The 17,977-nt window shown below is 63.9% G+C and carries 14 protein-coding genes, 1 tRNA gene and 1 pseudogene; 10 read left to right on the top strand and 6 right to left on the bottom strand.

What is annotated here, in order from left to right; all coding sequences use genetic code 11:
• The first annotated feature begins 18 nt into the window (after positions 1 to 18).
• The 3 genes from CEY09_RS03915 to CEY09_RS03905 all read left to right on the top strand — a co-directional run bounded on the left by CEY09_RS03915 (position 19) and on the right by CEY09_RS03905 (position 4,600).
• Positions 19 to 756, top strand: coding sequence for a fimbrial biogenesis chaperone (locus tag CEY09_RS03915; RefSeq protein WP_088587653.1), 738 nt, complete (start codon positions 19 to 21; stop codon positions 754 to 756).
• Positions 757 to 855: 99 nt separating this feature from the next.
• Complete coding sequence (locus CEY09_RS03910) at positions 856 to 3,417, top strand: fimbria/pilus outer membrane usher protein (RefSeq protein WP_158218647.1); 2,562 nt, start codon at positions 856 to 858, stop codon at positions 3,415 to 3,417.
• A gap of 43 nt (positions 3,418 to 3,460) precedes the next feature.
• The gene (locus CEY09_RS03905; protein WP_158218646.1) at positions 3,461 to 4,600 is read left to right on the top strand and encodes a fimbrial protein; all 1,140 of its coding nucleotides are present in this window, start codon (positions 3,461 to 3,463) and stop codon (positions 4,598 to 4,600) included.
• 179 nt (positions 4,601 to 4,779) lie between these two features.
• Here CEY09_RS03905 and CEY09_RS03900 read toward each other — a convergent pair.
• Together CEY09_RS03900 and CEY09_RS03895 are read right to left on the bottom strand one after the other, a co-directional pair.
• Positions 4,780 to 4,855: transfer RNA gene (locus tag CEY09_RS03900), tRNA-Lys, on the bottom strand.
• 164 nt (positions 4,856 to 5,019) lie between these two features.
• On the bottom strand, positions 5,020 to 5,766 hold the full coding sequence (locus CEY09_RS03895; RefSeq protein WP_088587650.1) for an SDR family oxidoreductase: 747 nt from the start codon (positions 5,764 to 5,766) through the stop codon (positions 5,020 to 5,022).
• Between the two features lie 115 nt (positions 5,767 to 5,881).
• On the opposite strand from CEY09_RS03895, the gene CEY09_RS03890 reads away from it, so the two are divergent.
• Positions 5,882 to 6,526: a TetR/AcrR family transcriptional regulator gene (locus CEY09_RS03890; RefSeq protein ID WP_006226306.1), complete on the top strand. Its 645-nt coding sequence runs from the start codon at positions 5,882 to 5,884 to the stop codon at positions 6,524 to 6,526.
• 11 nt (positions 6,527 to 6,537) lie between these two features.
• The gene (locus CEY09_RS03885) at positions 6,538 to 8,133 is read left to right on the top strand and encodes a sensor domain-containing diguanylate cyclase (protein WP_088587649.1); all 1,596 of its coding nucleotides are present in this window, start codon (positions 6,538 to 6,540) and stop codon (positions 8,131 to 8,133) included.
• Between the two features lie 55 nt (positions 8,134 to 8,188).
• On the opposite strand, the gene CEY09_RS03880 is transcribed toward CEY09_RS03885, so the two are convergent.
• Complete coding sequence (locus CEY09_RS03880) at positions 8,189 to 10,273, bottom strand: AsmA family protein (protein WP_088587648.1); 2,085 nt, start codon at positions 10,271 to 10,273, stop codon at positions 8,189 to 8,191.
• 357 nt (positions 10,274 to 10,630) lie between these two features.
• Here CEY09_RS03880 and CEY09_RS03875 point away from each other — a divergent pair, with 357 nt between their 5' ends.
• Positions 10,631 to 12,571, top strand: coding sequence for an LTA synthase family protein (locus CEY09_RS03875; protein ID WP_088587647.1), 1,941 nt, complete (start codon positions 10,631 to 10,633; stop codon positions 12,569 to 12,571).
• Here the strand turns inward: CEY09_RS03875 and CEY09_RS03870 are convergent.
• Positions 12,540 to 13,160 carry a DNA-3-methyladenine glycosylase I gene (locus CEY09_RS03870; RefSeq protein WP_088587646.1) on the bottom strand — a complete coding sequence of 207 codons (621 nt, stop codon included), beginning with the start codon at positions 13,158 to 13,160 and terminating at the stop codon, positions 12,540 to 12,542. The genes CEY09_RS03875 and CEY09_RS03870 overlap by 32 nt on opposite strands.
• Positions 13,161 to 13,297: 137 nt before the next feature.
• On the opposite strand from CEY09_RS03870, the gene CEY09_RS03865 reads away from it, so the two are divergent.
• Entirely contained in the window at positions 13,298 to 13,759 is a 462-nt protein-coding gene (locus CEY09_RS03865) for a YkgJ family cysteine cluster protein (protein ID WP_088587645.1), read from the top strand.
• Positions 13,760 to 13,875: 116 nt separating this feature from the next.
• Here CEY09_RS03865 and CEY09_RS03860 read toward each other — a convergent pair.
• Together CEY09_RS03860 and CEY09_RS03855 are read right to left on the bottom strand one after the other, a co-directional pair.
• Positions 13,876 to 14,589: pseudogene (locus CEY09_RS03860) on the bottom strand (alpha/beta hydrolase); the annotation flags it as partial.
• A gap of 144 nt (positions 14,590 to 14,733) precedes the next feature.
• Positions 14,734 to 15,510: a helix-turn-helix transcriptional regulator gene (locus tag CEY09_RS03855; protein WP_088587644.1), complete on the bottom strand. Its 777-nt coding sequence runs from the start codon at positions 15,508 to 15,510 to the stop codon at positions 14,734 to 14,736.
• A 108-nt stretch (positions 15,511 to 15,618) separates the two neighbouring features.
• Between CEY09_RS03855 and CEY09_RS03850 the strand changes: the two genes are divergently transcribed.
• The 3 genes from CEY09_RS03850 (at position 15,619) to CEY09_RS03840 (ending at position 17,816) form a co-directional block, all read left to right on the top strand.
• Entirely contained in the window at positions 15,619 to 16,059 is a 441-nt protein-coding gene (locus CEY09_RS03850; RefSeq protein WP_088587643.1) for a transcriptional repressor, read from the top strand.
• A complete protein-coding gene (locus CEY09_RS03845) occupies positions 16,056 to 16,475 on the top strand; it encodes a hypothetical protein (protein WP_088587642.1) in 420 nt (139 codons plus the stop codon). Before CEY09_RS03850 ends, CEY09_RS03845 begins: the two co-directional genes overlap by 4 nt.
• A gap of 411 nt (positions 16,476 to 16,886) precedes the next feature.
• Positions 16,887 to 17,816 (top strand): LysR family transcriptional regulator, encoded by a 930-nt coding sequence (locus tag CEY09_RS03840; protein ID WP_088587641.1) that lies wholly within the window; start codon positions 16,887 to 16,889, stop codon positions 17,814 to 17,816.
• The last annotated feature ends 161 nt before the right edge of the window (positions 17,817 to 17,977 follow it).

The following is a 17,977-nucleotide window of genomic DNA, read 5'->3' as shown; positions in this document are numbered from 1 at the left end:
TGCTCCCCGCCATTTATCATGATCCAACGTCCTGTTTGCCGTTTCCTGCGCCGAATTACTCTCGGGTTCGCCGCATCATGCTTGGTTTGCGCTCTGCCCGCCTCGGCGGCAGTCGTTATTCATGGCACACGCATCGTCTACCCGGCGGCCGAGCAAGAAGTGTCGATTAGGTTAGAAAACTCGGGATCGGCTCCTTCGCTCACCCAAGTCTGGATCGATGACGGCAATGCCACCCTGAATGCCGCCGAAGCGGTCGTTCCGTTCATCCTTACGCCGCCCATGGCGCGTGTGGACCCAAGCAAATCGCAGATCGTGCGGATTCTTTATTCGGGCGAGGCGATCCAGGGTGACGCAGAACGTTTGTACTGGTTCAACGTTCTTGACATCCCCCCCGAGTCTAGTGAGCAAGATACCAACAAGCTTCAGCTCGCGTTTCGTTCGCGGATCAAGCTTTTCCTACGCCCCGCGCAGTTGACCGAGGCGGCCGAGGAAGCGCCCGCCAAGCTGTCTTGGAAAGTCCAAGGACGTGATTCGGTCGCCATACACAATGGCTCGAAATTCCATATCACTTTCTCGTCGGCAAACGTCAAAAGCCCGACGCAGGAGTTGGTGTTTGAGGACCAATCGATGGTGGCCCCCGGCCAGACCTTGACGGTACGTCTCAAACAGGGGTCCGCAAACGTCGGAGACGCGGTGAACTTCAGCATCATCAACGATTACGGCGGCCAAACCAAAGGCGAAGCGGTCTTGCGGTAGGCCTGCGCCCCCACCACTAAGCAGACGAGAGCACCTGACGCGCACATGCTGCGCCGACGTAGACGCGAAACGACACTGCTGCTGCATCCAGATACCACCATGAATAGCGTTCTTTCGCAACGATCGCGTCGCCGCGCCTATCGCAAACTCGCTGAGACCATGACACTGGCTTTCGGCGCCACGGTAGCCAGCCATGCGCAAGAGGTCCGGTTCAACCAGAGCTTTCTCCGGTCAGCGGGAACGCCTATGGACGTGAGTCGCTTTGAACAGGGCAATTCAGTCTTACCAGGCGCCTATGGGGTTGATCTCTATCTGAACGACGAGTGGCAGAGCAAGTACACGGTCGTTTTTCAGCAGTCGGCCGGGATGCCGAGCGCCGTTCCATGCTTCGACCTTCCCTTGTTGCGTCGCCTGGAAGTCAACGAGCGCAAGATCGGCACGGTGGCCGCCGACCTGGATGCAGGCAGGTGCGGTGACTTGAGCGCTTTGGTACCTGGAAGCCGCTATAGCTATGATGCCGGCGAGCAACGGCTGGACATCACGATTCCACAGGCGCTGCTGCTACGCGGCGCGAGAGGCTATGTAGACCCGAGCTTGTGGGATGACGGCATCGCCGCCGGACTCCTTAACTACAACTGGAATTTCTATTCGACCAAGCCCCGCTCGGGCGCGTCGGACAGCTTCAGCTACCTGGGGCTGAACGGTGGATTCAACCTTGGCGCGTGGCGGTTTCGCCATCAGGGCAACTACTCCTGGAGCAATCGCGCCGGGGCCGAATACACCAGCAACCAAACCTATGCCTCGCGCTCGGTTCTTCCGCTGAAGGGCCAACTCGTGATCGGGGACACCTTCACCGATGGCCGGCTGTTCTCGTCGATAGGGTTTCGCGGCGTTCAACTGAGCTCCGATGAGCGCATGTTGCCGCAATCACAACGGGGATACGCGCCGGTGGTACGGGGCATTGCGAACTCGAATGCCCGGGTGCGCATTCTTCAGTCTTCGAACGTGATCTATGAAACCACGGTGCCCTCAGGGCCGTTTGAAATCACCGATATTTACCCCAATGGTTTCGGTGGCGACCTTACCGTTGAAGTCACGGAAGCGGATGGCCGCGTCCTGGTTTCCCGTATCCCATACGCGGCTACGGTCAACTCCCTTCGAGAAGGCGGGATCCGTTATCAGCTCACGATGGGGCAGTACCGAGATCGACAACTCTCGGACAAGCCGGCCTTCGTTCAAGGCGGCCTGACCTACGGGTTCAACAACCTGTTGACCGGCTACGGCGGCTTCATCGGATCCCGTGATTATCGGGCGGCGGTCGCCGGCGCTTCGATCAACACGCTCATTGGCGCCTTTGGCCTGGATGTGACGGGCGCAAACGCGGACCTGGGCGGCGGAGAGTCCACCACCGGACATAGCGTTCGCCTTGCTTACTCAAACTATGTCGACGCAACTAAGACGAATGTGCTGATCGCAGGTTACCGCTACTCCACCCAAGGTTATCGCGAGTTCGGCGAAACAATGGCACTGCGCCAATGGCAGGACCGGGGGGGGCGATCCGACTTCCAGGCCCGGCGCAACCGGTTGCAGGCCAATGTGTCGCAGCAATTGGCGCCAGGCTACGGGTCCCTGTATATGACTGGTTCCGTGGAGGACTATTGGCACCAATCCGGTCGCGGCACCGAGGCTAGCGCCGGCTACTCGAATAGTTACCGCTCGATGAATTACTCGGTCTCGGTCGCCCGGCGTTTGGACGTGTTTTCGCAGCGCTGGGAAAACCAGTACATGCTGAATCTATCTTTCCCGCTGGGCGGGCGAGATTCCACGACCTATGCGTCCACCACGTTGCAGCGAAACTCCAATGGCACCACGTCCGCATCCCAGACGGTGTCCGGCATGCTTAGCCAAGATCGCAATCTTGCATACAGCGTGACCGCCAATGCGCAACGCTACGGCGGCGCGCGCGACGCCAACGTCAGCGGCTCACTTGATTACAGCGCCAGTGGGACGCGCATGAACGTCAGCGCGGGTACCGGCAGGAACTACACGCAAGCGGGCGCCAGCCTGAGCGGCGGCATCGTTGCGTACGGAGGCGGCGTCGCATTTTCGCCCGATCAGGGCGATACCTATGCCGTGTTGGAGGCCCCAGATGGCGCGGGCGCCAGCGTCGGAAACGTGCCGGGTCAGCGCCTGGACGGACGCGGCAAGGCGCTAGTCTCAAACCTCATGCCGTACGAGCACAACTCCATCACGATCGATCCCAAGGGCATTCCCCTGGGCGTGGAGTTCAAGTCGACGGAGCAGCGCGTGGTTCCCACGGCCGGCGCCGTGGTCCGGATTCCGTTTGAGACCGTCAACCGTGGCAGGACGTTCGTGCTACACGTGCGCCAAGCGGGGGGCGCCCCCCTGCCATTTGGCGCCCAAGTTTTCGATGCCAACGGCAAGACGGTCGGTGTCGTCTCACAGGGTAGCCGCATCCTGGCCAACGGCCTGGAGGCGGGCCCGACAACGCTTACCGTCAAATGGGGCGACGGAGATTTGGGCCATTGCGCCATCACTGCGGAGATTCCCCCGCCGGCGGATAAGGCACAACGGATGCAGGTTGTAGAGGGTCTGCATTGCCAACCTCCCGAGGTCTCCAAACCTTTGGGCAGACCTTGACTCTCCCCCGGCTATCTTTTTTTTCCGACAGAATATGACCACCATGTCCACCGCCTTGCTTCGCTTGCGCTTTCCCAATTTGCTCTGCGCCGTCTTGGGCGTGGCAGGTCTTGCCGGGCCGTCCCTTACACACGCTCAATTGGTTCACGCTCGGTATGCCATCTGCGACAACGTCAGCGCATCAATAACGCAAACGCTTCAACTACCCGCCACCATTTCCGTGCCTCGTGATAGCCAGCCCGGCCAAGTCATTGCACTGACCAATTGGGTGGTCGTCGACGCGCCCACCCGGGGAGTGTGCAGGTTCTCGACCGTAGTTCGCTTCGAGGATCTCGAATTCGCGGCAGCTGCCGGATACGGCGGCAGAGTAATGCTTCCCGCGCCTATACGGACCTATGTGGAGGATGGCCTCACCTATTCGGTGTATGCCCTGGATAAAGCGCCAGGCGTGGGCGTTATCTTTTCGTTTCGACCGCGCGTTCGGGTTACTGCGGGCCCCGGTTGTAACGACATCCACGCTCAACAGACGCAACAGTCACAGTTCGATAGATTGAATAGTTTAGGTCTGTGCGGCGGCAATGTGCCCTCGATATTTGCCGTTGGCGCCACGGTAAGGGCCAAACTCATCCGGTACGCTCCGATCGCGGAGGGCACGCGAGTTAATCCGGTTCTCGCTTTTGAAGGCTATCCGATCGCCCGCGATGCATCGAATACCAGACTGCCCGGCAACCCGCTCGCCACGAATCTGCGGGTGATGCTTGGAGCGACGGTCATCAACGTACTGACGTGCTCGACTAGCGACGTCTGGGTCGATATGAAGCGCGTGGGTCGATCGGATTTCAAGGGCGTCAATGGACCGCTAAAGTCCTTTGGCATCAATCTGAATTGCCCGGCCAACATGAACCGGATCACCGTGCGGTTAGACCCCAATACGGCGGAAATCGGGAATCAAAGCATAGTGGCGCTGGACAGCCGGTCGTCGGCCAAAGGGGTAGGCGTCCAGTTCCTGACGGCATCCGACGCAGCGTTTCCCTTGCGGACGGCGCAGACAGTGACCCAATACAGGTCTGACCGGGGCGGTTCTTTTGATATTCCGCTCAAGGCTCGCTACGTACAGACCGGCGGGCCGATTTCTCCCGGCACCGCCAACACGACCATGACGTTTACCTTGACCTACGAATAACTCGTATGGAAGTTGCCAGCGCCTTTATCGTCTATCGCAGGTGAACAAGCGCCCAGGTCGGACAACAGGCGCTTGTGAAGCCGCCGGGGAACTTCGGCCAGCCTATCTTTTGCCGGCTTACCGGGCGCCCAGAGCAAAAGGCCGTTATCGATCATGATCGATAGCGGCCTTGGGAATTCTGGTGGGCTGTGAGTGGCTCGAACACTCGACCTACGGATTAAGAGTCCGCTGCTCTACCAACTGAGCTAACAGCCCTGCAATCCACTCAGTTCCGATTCGTTTTCAACTGCCGCTTATCGTTGCCGATACGTTGCTGCTGTCTGCGTTTCGTTATGTGTGTAGTGCGAAGAAGCAAGATTATATGTAGGTTTTTTGGTTTGTGCAAGTCGTGTGCGAAAAAACTTTTCTGACGTGCGATATCAAGCGGCGTAACCCCCGTCCACCGCCAGGCTCGCGCCCGTGATGTAGCGGCCCTCAGGGCCCGCCAGGAAGGCCGCCATCCCGGCGATGTCGCGCGTTTCGCCATAGTGCGGCAAGGACAGCACGGCCACCAGTTCGCCCGCGCGTTCGCCGTCCGCCGGATTCATGTCGGTGTTGATCGGGCCGGGGTGCACCACGTTGACCGTGATGCCGCGCGTGCCCAGGTCTCGCGCCAGGCCCTGCGTCAGGCCGATCAGCGCGGACTTGCTGGCGGAGTACAGGGCCACGCCGGCGCGGCCGGCGCGCGTGGCCAGGCAGCTGCCAATATTGATGATGCGCCCGCCGTCGGGCATCGATGCCTGTGCCGTACGGATCGCGACGAAAGGCGCACGCACGTTGATATCCATCGTGCGCTCGTAGTCGTCCAGGCTGGTGTCGCCGATCAGGCCGGCGACAAAAATCCCGGCGTTGTTGACCAGTACGTCTACCGGCCCCAGCTCCGTGATGGCCGCTTCCACCGCCTGCCGCACGGCCAGCGCGTCTTCGGAATCGGCCTGGATGGCGCGCGCCCGGCGCCCGTCCACGGCCAGTTCCTTGGCGAGCGCCTGCGCGGCGTCCGCAGACGACGCGCTGACATAGGTGAACGCCACGTCGGCACCGTCGGCCGCCAGGCGCCGCACGATGGCCGCGCCGATGCCACGGCTGCCGCCCGTCACGAAAGCCACTTTTCCAGTCAGGTTGCCCATCGTTCTTCCTTAATTTGTAGTGATCAGTACAAATATCATCGCCGGGCCATGTCACGCGCGTCAATCATTTTTTTATCGATCAACACAAAATATCGGTCGCGAGTAAAATCGCCCCATGGCAGAACGTGGGCGCCCCCGGAACTTCGACCGGGCCCAGGCCTTGCAAAAGGCCATGGAAGTCTTCTGGTCGAAGGGATATGAAGGAGCATCGCTAACCGATCTGACGGAAGCGATGGGCATCAACTCGCCCAGCCTTTATGGGGCATTCGGCTCAAAAGAAGGACTATTTCGTGAAGCGGTCGAGCTCTACCGCGAAACGGAAGGCGGGTCGTCCCGGCGCGCGCTGCAAGACGCGCCCACCGCCCGCGGCGGCATCCAGTCCATGTTGCTGGCCGCCGCCGAACGCTTCACCGCCCCCGGCCTGCCGCCTGGCTGCATGATCGTGCTGGGCGCGCCGTCGGGCAGCGTCAACCACGCCAGCGTCGGCGGCTTCCTGTGCGACAACCGCCGCGAGATGCAAGGCCGCATCCTGGCCCGACTGAACGCGGGCGTCGGGCAAGGCGAGCTGCCTGCCGGCGCCGACACGAAGAGCCTCGCGGCTTTCTACACGACCGTACTGCACGGCATGTCCATCCAGGCGCGCGACGGTGCCACCCGCAAGACTTTGCAAGCGGTGGCGCGTCAGGCCATGTGCGCCTGGGACGCGCTGACGGGGGCCATGCCCCCTTCCGGCGTACCGCCGGGCCCCGCCCGATCCTGACGGAGTCGGCCATGTTCCGCATCGACCTTCGGCGCCTGATCCTGTGGATCAGCCTGCTGTCGGTCATTCTGGTGCTGGCCGGCGGCCTGCACGCCAGTTATCTGGTGCAGCGCGATCTGTTGCTGCACAACGCGCTGGAGGTCAACCGCGTCTATGCTTCGAAGCTTGCCTCGACCACCGATACCTTCCTGAATGACGTAAGGCGGTATCTGGCCTACAGCGCTGACGTGCTGGCCGACATGGAAACCCGGCCCGCGCTGATGGCCGAAGAGACGCGGCGGCAGCAGGAACAGCTGGGACACTTCAATTCCAGCGTGGTGGTGTCGCCGCAGGGCAAGGTGATCGCCGTGTCCTCCGCCTATCCGGAATTGCTGGGCCAGCAGTTGACGAGCGACGCCTCCAAGACCGCCATCCGAACCAAGCAGCCCATCATCAGCGAGCCCTACCAGACCAGCACTGGCCGTTGGCTGATTCTGTATTCGTACCCCCTCTTCTCCCACGACTATCGCTATCTTGGCTATATCGCGGGCACCTTGTACCTACATGAAGACAATGTGCTGGACCGCCTGCTGGGCCAGCATTTCTACCGCGACGATTCCTTCCTGTATGTGGTGGACCGCAATGGCACGCTGATCTTTCACCCCGACCGCAGCCGGCTGGGGCACAAGGCGCCCGACGACGAAGCCTTCGCCGCGGCCCGGCGCGGCGAAACCGGAGAACGGCGCTTCACGGACAGCCAGGGCCGCGACATGCTGGCGGGCTATGCGCCAGTGCCCAGCACCGGTTGGAGCATCATTGCGCAGCGTCCGGTGGACAGCACCCTGCAACCCTTGAGCGACCTGCTCATGGCCACCGCCCGCAATGCCCTGCCGCTGCTGTTGCTGTCGGTGATCTTGATCTGGCTGCTGTCGCGCTGGATCGCGCGCCCGCTGGGCGAACTGGCGGGCATCGCGCGGCACATGCAGGATCCGGATTCGGCGGCCCGCATCCACAATGTGCGGTCCTGGTATTTCGAGGCGGCACAACTCAAGCGTGCGCTGCTGATGGGGTTGGCGTCGATCCATCACAAGATCCGCGACCTGCGCCGTGAAACCACGACCGACACGCTGACCGGCCTGCTGAACCGACGCGGCCTGGACGAAGCGCTGGCGATGCTGCAAGCCGACGAATCTCCGGTGGCGCTGATGGTCCTGGACGTGGACCACTTCAAGGCCATCAACGACCGCTATGGCCACACGGCAGGCGACCGCGCCCTCCAAGCCCTGGCCACGCTGATGAGCGAAGGCTCGCGCAGCGGTGACACGCTGGCGCGCTCCGGCGGAGAAGAATTCGTCATCCTGATGCCCGGCGCATCGCTGGCCGCGGCCGTCTCGGCAGCAGAACGCCTGCGCCAGCGGCTGGCGGCGCAGCCCGCGCCGGGCGCCATCAGTTCGCCCATCACCGCATCGGTGGGCGTGGCGCGCTACCCCGATCACGGCGCCACGCTGGACGCCGTCTTGCAACGCGCGGACCAGGCGCTGTACTACGCCAAGAACCATGGCCGCAACACCGTGTGCGTCGCCGACGACGACGCGCGCGACGGCTCGCGACGCGTGTCACCGGGCTGAGCTGCGGGGCTAACCTGCCGGGTTGACCCTCCAGACGCCTGCGCCCGGCGTGCGGCTACTTCCCCTTCGGCGCGGCAGGCGCCGGCGCCTTGGGCGGTTTGCGCATCTGTTCCAGCAGCGGGCCGCAGGCGTTCTCGTCGGTGGTGCTGGGCGCAATCAGCGCCAGCAAACCGGCCGCCGGCGTCAACAGCACACCCAATGCCACCATACCTGCGCCGCGCGCGGCCAGCGGCAACACATGCACGCCCACGTCAGGCGAGCCAAAGGTGCCGCGCACGTACAGCGGCGAGCGCAACGAGAAGATGCGGAAACCCTTGCTGTCCGGCGTGATGTCCATGTCCATCGTTTCGTTCTTGAAATCGGCGGTGCCGGTGATGCTGATCAGTGCGTTCTCGGTATCGAACACGAACACGCGCGGCGTCATCACGCCGTTCTTCATGGCGAGGTCGGCGGCGCCGCAATTGATCTTCACCTCGTCATCGCCGAACAGCTTGGACATGACGTAGTTGCCCACATTCAAGCCCGCGATCTCCATCAGGCTGCGGCTGATGACGCCGTCGTTGACCAGCATCTTCACGTCGCCCGTCGCCGAGCCCAGCAACGCCGCCACCGAATTGCCGGTGCCGCTGATCGCCAGATCGCCGTTCAATTCGCCCAGCGTCTTCTGCATGGCTTCCGTCGCGGGGAACAATTGCTTCAAGCGCAGACGGCGCGCCTGCAGATCGACGCGCCCGGTCAAAGCTTCGTTGGCACCGTCCAGTTTGATGGTGCCGTTGATGTTGCCACCGGCAATGCCAAAACGGAACGGGTCCAGCGTCAGCTTGCCGTCTTGAAGCACCACGTGCACCGTCAGGTCCGACAGCGGCAGCTTGCTGTCATGCACGATGCGCCCCGCGTCCAGCGAGACGTCGGCATCCATGTCGCGCCAGCGGTCAGTACGGAAAGCCTGCGTCGGCAGCACCTTGCCGCCCTTGGGCTTGGCGGGAGCATCCTTGGCGCGGTCGGCGGGCGCCGCCGCCGTGCCGCCCGCAGGCACGCCGATCAGCGGCCCCAGGTCCACCATGCGCAGCTGCTTCGACGAGAGCTTGCCGGTGAGCTTCGGCCGTGGCGCCCCCAAGGCGAAGGTGATGTCGCCATGCAAGTCGCTGTTGCCCACCTTGCCGTTGAAATCCTTGTAGTCGAACACGGCGCCGCCGGGGTTGTTCAGCTTGGCGACCAGGTGCCCATCGGTGGAGTAAGGCGGCGTATCAGGCAAGGTCACGCCCGTCAGCGGATACAGCTGCGCCATCGAGGCGCCGGACAGTTTCAGCCGCAGGTCGAGCGCGCCCAGGTTGGCCGGATCGGTCAACGTCCCCGTCACCGACGCCTTGGTACCCCCGATCGCCACATCCGCCTGCACCGGGAACGGCTGCTTGGCATCCTGCAAGGCCAGCATCCCGCCCACCTTGCCTTCGCCCTTGGTGGCCAGCCCCTTGAACTTGCCGTCCACCTTCCAGCCGAACACGTAGTCGCGGGGTGCGGGCGCCGCACCGTCCTCGGGCACGAAGGCGGAGCCGGCCACATCCGCGAAGGGCACGGGTTTGCCCAGCGGGTCCACCAGCACGGTCAAGTCGGCCTTGAGGACCTCGTCGACCAGCCCCACCCGGCCCTTGTCGAATCCGATTTCGTTGATGTCCAGCACCCACGGAGAGGGCTCGCCGGTCTCGGGCAAGGTAAAGACCCAGTTGGCGCGGCCATCGGCCAGCCGCTCCAGGTCGGCGGCGGGCTCGGTCAGTTGGATCCGGCGAATGACCACCCGCTGGCGCAAGAGGGGCAGCGGCGCCAGGCTGAACTCGCCGCGCTTGAGCGTGGCGAAATGAGGCGCTTTCGCCCATGGCGCGTTGCCCACCGAGATATCGTTGGCGATGATGTGCGGCCATGGCACCCAGGCTCGCCAGCCGCCTTCGTCGGGCTCGCGCTCCCATTTGACGCTCAGGTCGCCATTGATGGCGAAAGGTCGGCCGATGGCGGCGCTGGCGCGCTCGTTGATCATGGGTTTGGCCCGGTTCCAGTCGAAAGTGGCGATGACCACTCCCAACACGAGCACGACGAGGGCCAGACCCCCTACAATCCCGATCGCTATTTTTCTTGTGCGCGTCATGGTTATTATCCTTGGCGTTGTGGCCGGCCTCCGACCGCCGGCCCTCTGTTACCGGTAAGGGTATCGCGGCGCACCGCAAGGGTTAAGCCAACCGGCCCCATAATGTGTGCGGATCTTTCCGCCCGCGAAACGTCCGGCCGGCCTTCGCCGCACGGCGACACATCGCCGCCTGCGGGTTTGCGCAGCACGCCGTGTTCCCGGCCTGGCGCCAAGCAGTTACAAAACGAAATGGCTATGACCCCCGGAAAGTGACCGGAAGGCAGTACCTCACTGAATTTTCGACGCGCGCCCTGCTCCAATGCGCGGACGATTGATTCCGCCCCAATGGGTCGGATAGCAGAACAACCTGGAGGCCCGATGCGGCATTCAACCTTGATTTTCGTGGTGGCGGCGTTTGCGCTGCTGACGCTCAGCCGCCTGGCGCTGGCCGCCTGGCAATGGCAGCGCGTGCGTAACGCTGGCGGCCTGTTCCCGCTGCTGCTGGGCGGCCTGCGCATCGACGCGCACCAGATCGCCGTGTTGGCCGCGTTGCCCGCGGTGCTGTCGCCCCTGCTGGGGCACTTCCCCATCGCCGCGACCATCGCCGGCTACTGGTATCTGGTCGCGTTCATATTGCTGGCCTTCCTGGAAGTCGCCTCGCCCCCTTTCATCCTGGAATACGACTCGCGGCCCAACCGGCTGTTCGTGGAATACCTGAAGCATCCGCGCGAAGTCTCCGGCATGCTTTGGCGCGGCTACAAGCTGGCGCTGCTGGGCGGCCTGGGCGGGCTGGCGGTGATTGGCTGGGGCGCGTTCGGCCTGTTCGGCCACGCCCAGCCCGATGCGCAATTGACCTGGTGGCAGATGCCGCTTGCCAGCGTGGCCATCCTGGCCATCGTCATCCTGGCCATCCGCGGCACGCTGGGCCACCGCCCTATCAACCCGTCCTCGGTCGCCTACTGCTCCGATGGCATGCTCAACACGCTGGCCCTGAACTCGCTTTACAACGTGTTCTACGCCATCTACAGCATGAAGAACGAGAAGTCGGCATCGGACGTGTACGGCGGCATGGACGACGCCAAGATGCACGACCTGGTGCTGGCGCAGGCCCAACTGCCCAACCCGCCTTCCAACCCCGACTACCCCAGCCTGCATCGCCAGCCCGCCACGCGCAAGACGCCGCGTCCGCTCAACCTGGTGATCATCCTGGAAGAAAGCCTGGGCGCGCAGTACAGCGCGGGCCTGGGCGGCGCCGACCTCACGCCGGAGCTGGACGCGCTGGCGCGGGAATCGTGGGCCTTCACGCGCGCCTACGCCACCGGCACCCGCTCGGTGCGCGGGCTGGAAGCGGTGGTCACGGGTTTTCTGCCCACCCCTGCGCAAGCCGTGCTGAAACTGCCCCGCTCGCAACGCGGCTTCTTCTCGCTGGCCGATCTGCTGGGCCGCCACGGCTACCATTCGCGCTTCATCTATGGCGGCGAATCGCACTTCGACAACATGAAGGGCTTTTTCCTGGGCAATGGCTTCAAGCAGATCGTTGACCGCGCGGACTTCGTGGACCCGGCCTTCGTGGGCACCTGGGGCGCGTCGGACGAAGACATGTTCAACCAGCTGGATCGCTTGCTGCGTGAAGACGCCGACCAGCCCACCTTCACGCTGGCCTTCAGCGTGTCGAACCATTCGCCGTGGGAATACCCCGCCGGCCGCATCCAGACCGAAGGCAACCCGGCCACCGTCGAAAACACCGTGCGCTACGCCGACTGGGCGCTGGGCCGCTTCTTCGAACGCGCCAAGGCATCGCCCTATTGGGAAAACACCGTCTTCCTGGTGGCGGCCGACCACGATTCCCGTGTGTTCGGTGCCAGCCTGGTGCCCGTGCGCCACTTCCATATCCCGGCCGTGATCCTGGGCGCTGGTATCGAAGCGCGCCGCGACGACCGCCTGATCAGCCAGATCGACCTGCCGCCCACCTTGCTGTCGCTCATCGGCGTGGACACCGAGCACCCGATGATCGGCCACGACCTGACGCGCAGCACGCCGGGGCGCGCCATCATGCAGTACGACAGCACCTACGGTTATCTGAAGGAAAACGATCTGCTGGTACTGGCGCCCAACAAGACGCCCGTGCAGTATCGCTATACCGCGCCGGAAGACTACGCGCCGGTGGCGCTGGACCCGGCGCTGGCGACAGAGGCGCTGGCGCACGCGCTGTGGCCCAGCTGGGCCTACCGCGAAGGCCGCTACAGCCTGCCGGGCCACGTGCCCGAGCAAGCCGCCGCGCCCGCCGCTACACCGGCCGCCGGTCCGCCGGTCGCCTGAATTCCTTGCGCGCTTTTTCGCTGAGCGCGTGGCAATGGCACCCGGGGCTGTGATCGTTCACCATGCCCACCGACTGCATGAACGCGTAGACGGTGGTGGGCCCCACGAACTTCCAGCCCAGCTTCTTCAGCGCCTTGGACAAGGCCACGGATTGCTCGGAGGTTGAAGCGCCCAAGGTGGACGGCGCGCCGGCCGGCGCTTCGAAGCGCCAGAAGAACGCCGCAAGCGAGCCCTCCTTTTCGATCATTTCCAACGCGCGGGCCGCGTTGTTGATCACCGCTTCGATCTTGCCGCGATGCCGCACGATGCCGGCGTCGGCCAGCAAGGCGGCTACCTGCTTTTCACCGAAGCGCGCCATCTTGGCCGGATCGAAATCCGCGAAGCCGCGCCGGAACGCCGGGCGCTTGTTCAGAATGGTGCGCCAACTGAGGCCCGACTGGAAACCTTCCAGGCAAAGTTGTTCGAACAAGGCGCGGTCATCGCCTTGCGGGCGGCCCCATTCGTTGTCGTGATAGGCCATGTATTCGGCGGACGTATCCACCCAGCCGCAGCGGGCCAGGCCGTCGGGGAATTCGGTTTTAGCGTTCAAGACATCGCTCCAGGCGGCAATCAGGCCACCGATGCTACCGCAGCAACGTCCCCGAAAAAAGTCGTAGCGGCCGCAGTCCGAATCCCGCTACTATTTGCGCCCCAGATCCCGCGCCAGCCGTGCCCGCGCGCACCCCCATGTCCCTGCTAGAGACCGCTGTTCTGACGTTCGTTTCACCCGCCGTGCTGGCCGGTGACAAGCCGGACGCCAACCCCTGCCTCGATTGCGGAGCTTGTTGCTCCCACTTCAGGGTGTCGTTCTATTGCGGCGAACTGGCAGGTGAAAACGGCGGCCACGTCCCCGTGGAACTGGTCACCCAGATGAGCCCGCTGCGCGCCTGTATGAAGGGCACCGAGATGGGCGGCGGCCGCTGCATCTCGTTGCGCGGCGAACTCGGCCAGCCGGGCATCCACTGCGCCATCTACGAAAACCGCCCCACCCCGTGCCGCGAATTCGACATCTGGATGCCGGACGGCTCGCCCAACCCCGATTGCCAGCGTCTGCGCATGGGGCTGGGCTTGCCGCCGGTGCCACCCCGGCCGGATGCGGAAAACGACCCGCAAGGTCCGCTGCTGCCGGACCAGCCCGCAGCGGCCTGAGCCGGCACACCCGCATCGGCGGCCGCCGGCCGCTTGCGCACCCGCACCAGGTCGGGGTCCCTGCCCAGGAAGGCCAGCACGTCGCGCATGACGCGGTCACGCTCGTGGTCGACGCAGATCATGTGATAGCTGTCTTGCAGCATCACCACCGTCGCGCCAGGGATGCGGGAACCCAGGAAGCGGGCGGATCGCGGACTGGTCAGCTCGTCTTCTTCCGCATGCATGATCAGGGTCGGGCAATCCAGATGCTCAAGCCCTTGCTGGACCATGCCGCGCAGGCGGTCCACCTGCCGTACGCAGGCCAACGGCACCCACTGGTAATGAAAGCCGTCGCCGCGCGCGAAGCCGGCCTTGATGAACGCGCGCACCAGCTCGCTTTTCACGCCGTAGGGGTCTTCTTCCTGCACCCGGATACGGCGCGGCACACCCGGCACGTGGTACAGCAGATACCGCAGGCCGCGATACCAGGGCGTGCTCCAGCCATCCAGGAACACGGGGGCCGACAGCACCACCAGCGCGCCACGCGTGTGCGATTCCCGCTTGCACAATTCCACGGCCAGCAGCGCCCCCAGGCACATGCCGATCACGTGCACCACCTCGTATTGCCCGCAAAGCTCGCGATAGCGCTGGGTCACCACGGCCATCCAGTCCTCTACCCGCACATCCAGCAGGTCTTCGGGCTGTCCGGCGTGGCCGGGCAACGTCACGCCGTGCGTTTCCACGCCCGCGCGCGCCAGCACCTTGTGCAGCGCGCCCATATCGAACTCCGTACCGCCCAACCCATGGATAAGCAGCGCACCGGTGCGATGCGGCTTCGAAAGGTCATTCATTTCTCACCCCAAAAGCATCATGGGTGGACGAACGCAGCCGCCCACCCCTGACGCCATACTAGGGACAGGGCGCGAATGAAGATCCGCAAAAATGTCGGAGAAACGTGAAGATGCGTAAAGGCGGAAGGCCGCGGCCCCGCGCGGTCAGCGGTCGGCCAGGTAGCGCGTCGGCGTCATGCCGAAGGCGCTGCGAAAGCTGCCGATGAACGCGCTGGTGCTTTCGTAGCCGACCGACAGCGCGGCTTCGGTCACCGACCCGCCCCGGCTCAGCATTTCCAGCGCGCGCAGCAACCGGGCCTGCTGCCGCCATTGCCCCAGCGTCACGCCGGTTTCCTGACGGAAGCGGCGCATCAGCGTGCGTGAAGACATGTTCAGCCGCTGCGCCCATTCGTCGATGCCGGCGGTATCGTCCGGCGTATCCAGCAAGGTATTGGCCAGGTCCTGCAGTCGTGCGTCAACCGGCATGGGCAGCAATTGCGGCGCGTGTTCGCGGTGCTTGAGCTCTTGCAGCAGCACCTCGAACAGCTGCGCCTGATAGGCGCCCGACACCCCGCCGTCCTGGTTGCTGGTGAAGCGGTCGATCAGGGCCTCGATCAGCTTGGACGACGGCCAGGAACGGCAGTGCGCCGGCAGGCGGTCGCACACGTCGCGCCGCACATACAGGAACGAACCGCGCGCATCCCCGAACCAGCGCGCGCCATGCGGCGTACCCGGCGGAATCCAGCCCAGGCTGCCCGGCATTACCGTCCAGACCTCTGCCCCGGCCTGCACCACCACCAGCCCCTCGTGCACAAGCACCAACATGCCCTCGGCATGGACATGCGAGGGCACGGCAATGCCTTTGGACTCGCGCCGCCCTTGCACGCTGAACGGAGTCAGCAGCACGTCGGGAAGCGGGTCGGCGATAGCCACATGAAGCATGGTTGGCAGGTTTGAGCTACAGGTTGACGGGTTCCCGTTAGCGGGTTCAGTTGAAAATGTACATCATTCTCATCAGTCGGGCATCAGCCCCCCGAACGGAGAAACCACATGGACACCACGCGGCTGCGCGACGCCGGCATCAAAGCCACCTTCCCCCGGCTGAAGATCCTGGACATCTTTTATCAGCGGGCCAATCAGCACATGAGCGCGGCAGACGTCTACCGCAGCCTCATCTCGGACCACAGCAGCATCGGTCTGGCGACGGTTTATCGCGTCATTACGCAACTTGAGGACGCCGGCCTACTCAAACGTACTCAGCTCGACGCGCACACCACCGTGTTCGAGCTCAACGACAAGGGGCACCACGACCACATGGTCTGCACGCATTGCGGGCAGATCCTGGAATCCAGCGATCCCGCCATGGCGCAATTGGTCAGGAAGATCGCCAAGCGCAGCGGCTTCGCGCTGGATTCCTACAGTCTGGTGCTCTATGGCGGCTGCGGCTGCAAGCCCGGCGCGCCTGCCCACCCCCACGGAGAATTCGAATGAACCGCGATCAGTTTTTCTTCCACGACCTGTCCCAATTTCCGATCGTCACCGCCAAGCACGGCGGCGCGCCCAAGGGCTATTCGACCAGCTGGATTCGCGAAATGGAATTGCTGGTGGACAACCCGCAGACCTTCGTCATGGTCGTGCCCGACATGCGCCAGGAAGCCGGCCATGAAGACCGCAAGGCCATGATCGAATGGCAGACCACCAACATGCCGCGGCTGAAAGCGCGTTGCCGGGCTTTCATCGCGGTCGAACGCGACACCGATGCGCTGGACAAGGTCCGCAAGCAGGGCGAGAAAATGGCCCGTGCGTTCGGCATGCCGTTCCTGGCGGTGGCAACGCCTGGCGAAGCGATGCAATGCGCACGCGAGCTGCTGGGCCATAGCGGCCCCGGTGGTTTCGTCGTGGACTAAGCCGCCCTCGCCTTCTACTCTTGCACGCGCCTTCGGGCGCGTTTTGCATTTCCGAGGCTTGCCGGCAACGGCATCAAGCCAAGGCCGGCCGCGATTGCCGAAATTAGAATGCAATATTGATAAATTTGCGATTGTGGCAAAAGGTGGAGCTGGAATAAATTCCACCCCTGGCACATCGGCCCGTCCCGCCACGTCGGGGCTGGCGTCCTGGCGCGCCGGACTCTCCGGATGACGCTTGTCGGCCTATCCATGGCGCAACCCGCCATCGCTTCCCTGGTCCGTACCTGTTGGCCTGCGCGTTCACAAGACGCCGTGGCGGGCGGCTATCCCACTGCCACCTGCCCCTCGCGCGCTATTTTTGCGGCTGCCAACCGCCTGGACTCGACATTGAGATTTACGGCATTCACATCAATGAAGCGATTCCAATTCGATAGCACCGCGCTTCGTTATTTCCTGACCGTCGTCGACACCGGGTCCGTCAATGGCGCGGCCGCGCGCCTGAACGTGGTCAGTTCCGCGGTCAGCCGACAAATCGCCGGCCTGGAACAACGGTTGCAGAACCAGCTGTTCGAACGTCACCCCAAGGGCATGCGCGTGACGGAAGTGGGCCGCATCCTGGCGGATCATGCACGCCGAGTGGAAGCCGACGCGGCGCGCACCTATGCCGAGATCGGCGGGCAGAACGGCCGCTTTACCCAGACGGTGAAGGTCGCCGGCGCCCACGGCTTCGCGGCCCAGGCGCTGCCGCGCAAATTCGCCGCCTTCCAGGCCGAACACCCTTCCGTGCGCTTTAACCTGACCATCCTGGATGCTGGTCTGGTCACGGAACGCGTGCGCTCGGCACAGGCGGACATCGGCTTCACGTATAGCCATGCGGCCGAAAAGGACATCGCCGTGATCGTCGCGGGCCCAGCCGAGATCGTCGCCGTGATGCGGCCCGGCCACCCGCTGGCCGGCGTCGGCGTCCTGCCTTCAACGTCGCCGCTAGTCCTGACCCAATTGTCGGCCTATCCCCTGGCCCTGCCCGAAGGCGGCAGCGCCTTGCGCCGGGTGCTCGACATGGCCTCCAGCCTGTACAACACCACCCTGTCGCCCGCCTTCACGTCCAACCACCCCGAGGCGGTCTACAACTATCTGCTGACCGGAAATGCCGTGACCCTGTGCGCGCGCCTGTCGGCGGCCGAGCATCTGGACTCGGGCCGGCTGGTCTGCCGCCCTGTGGACGACGCGCTGCTCAACGGCGGACAGATCCAGGTCCAGACGCATGTCTCCCGGCCCTTGCCGGATGCCGCCCAACGGTTCCTGCGCTTCATCCGTAGCGACGCTTCTCCCCTGTTCTGACCGCGCGCGCCTGCCGCCGGCCCAGGCATTCCTGGCCGCACGCTGCCCCCCTCGCGTTGCCAAAACCAGAATGTCCCAGTGAAAAATGATCAATTGTTAAAAATGTAAATCACACTTACATTTGCCACGGGTTTACCACTAGATCTTGGCTGCCAGCCCTG

Origin of the sequence: Achromobacter marplatensis (genome assembly GCF_002209535.1) — a bacterium.
GTDB lineage: Bacteria > Pseudomonadota > Gammaproteobacteria > Burkholderiales > Burkholderiaceae_B > Achromobacter > Achromobacter marplatensis.
The sequence above is the reverse complement of the archived record's forward strand: the minus strand, read 5'-3'. Positions and strand labels throughout refer to the sequence as shown.